A 1,746-nucleotide genomic window follows, 5' to 3' on the forward strand; every position below is an offset into this window, starting at 1 on the left:
AAGCGGATCATGCTGTCCTTCGATGAATGGAACGTCTGGTACAAGACCCACAAGATCGAGCACATGCGCAAGCCGGGCTGGCCCGAGGCACCGGCGCTGATCGAGGAGGTCTACAACGCCGAGGACGCGCTGATCGTCGGCGGCGCGCTGATCGCCCTGATGAACAATGCCGACCGGGTGAAGACCGCCTGCATCGCCCAGCTGGTCAACGTCATCGGCCCGATCATGACCGAGACCGGTGGCCCGGCCTGGCGCCAGACCATCTTCCACCCCTTCGCCCTGGCCGCCCGCTACGCCCATGGCCGGGTGCTGCAGACCAAGGTCGAATCGCCCAGCTATAGTGCCAAGACGTTCCCGGAGATCCCCTATCTCTACGCCACCGTGGTCGACAACCCGGCCGACGGCACCACCGCGATCTTCGCCCTGAACCGCAGCCTGTCCGACCCGATCGACCTGGATGCCGAGCTGCGCGGCCTGGGCGTCGACCGGCAGCTGGTGGCGGCAACCGAGATCCACCATTCCAACCTGAAGGCGGTCAACACCAAGGACGCGCCGAACACCATCGTGCCGCAGCCGAATCCCGACGTGTCGGTCGACGGCGAAAGGCTGCGGATCCGGCTGAAGCCCGCCTCCTGGAACGTGATCGTGACCCGGAGCGTGCCGCGGGCATAGAATTCCTGTCCTCCTGACTCCTCGCGCGAGGAGTCAGGAGGACTTGCCGAGACTCTCGGCTTGACGCCGGTCCTTCGGCCCCGTATACGAACGCCCTCGTCCCGGCAGCGATGCCGGGGCAATTGTTTTTGACCGTGCTTAAGGATATGTGCCATGGCGCGACGCTGCCAGGTGACCGGCAAGGGCGTGATGAGTGGTAACAACGTCAGCCATGCCAAGAACAGGACCCGCCGTCGGTTCCTGCCGAACCTGCAGACCACTTCGCTGGTCTCGGAAGTTCTCGGCGTGTCCGTCCGGATGCGTCTGAGCACCAACGGCATCCGCACCATCGAGCATCGTGGCGGCCTCGACGGCTACCTCGCCGGCGCCGCCGATTCGGCCCTGGACGCCGAGCTGCGTGGCCTGAAGCACCGCATCATCAAGGCCCAGGCCGCTCAGGCTGCCTGATTGATCTGCCCCGCGGCCTTCGGGCCGCAGCAGGTCCTGGTGAATGATGAAGCCCGCACCACGGTCGCGGGCTTTTTCGTTGTGTCCTGCCCGGGTCACGCGCGCTTCAGCAGACGCCGGAAGGCCCCCCGGAACCATCCCCGTGGTGACGGCATTGGCCGGGACGTCCAGCCCGCCCTTCTCCACGGCGGCCAGGAAGGCTTCGATATTCCCGCCCATCAGCAGCGGGACGAAGCGCCGGACCTTCTCGTCCGGCCAGGTCCACCACGCCACATCCAGCAGGCGTTCGACGATATCCGGTTCGAACCGCGTGCGGACCGCGCGCGCCGGATTGCCGGCGACGACCGCATAGGGCGCGACATCGCGGGTGACCATCGCCCGTGCCCCCACCACCGCCCCGTCGCCGATGGTGACGCCGGACATGATGGTGCAGCCGTCGCCGAGCCAGACATCGTTTCCGATCAGCACGTCGCCCCGGGTCGCCGGATGCCCGGTGATCCCGGCGGCGTCCGGCCACCGCTCCATCGTGTTGAACGGGTAGGTGCTGACCCAGTCGGTGCGGTGATTGCCGCCGAGATAGATCGTGACCCCGTCGGCGATCGAGCAATAGCGCCCGATGCGCAGCCG

2 protein-coding genes and 1 pseudogene are annotated in these 1,746 nt (G+C 66.9%); 2 read left to right on the plus strand and 1 reads right to left on the minus strand.

Going from position 1 to position 1,746, the window contains the following annotated elements:
* Positions 1-672, plus strand: a 672-nt coding sequence (locus AC3XYG_RS13615; RefSeq protein WP_489140377.1) for an alpha-L-arabinofuranosidase C-terminal domain-containing protein, incomplete at its 5' end; no start/stop codon positions are given.
* Between the two features lie 153 nt (positions 673-825).
* Positions 826-1,119, plus strand: coding sequence for a 50S ribosomal protein L28 (gene rpmB / locus AC3XYG_RS13620; RefSeq protein ID WP_507021934.1), 294 nt, complete (start codon positions 826-828; stop codon positions 1,117-1,119).
* Between the two features lie 375 nt (positions 1,120-1,494).
* On the opposite strand, the pseudogene AC3XYG_RS13625 reads toward rpmB, so the two are convergent.
* A pseudogene (locus AC3XYG_RS13625) lies at positions 1,495-1,644 on the minus strand (DapH/DapD/GlmU-related protein); the annotation flags it as partial.
* Between the last annotated feature and the right edge of the window lie 102 nt (positions 1,645-1,746).

The organism is Inquilinus sp., assembly GCF_057815775.1.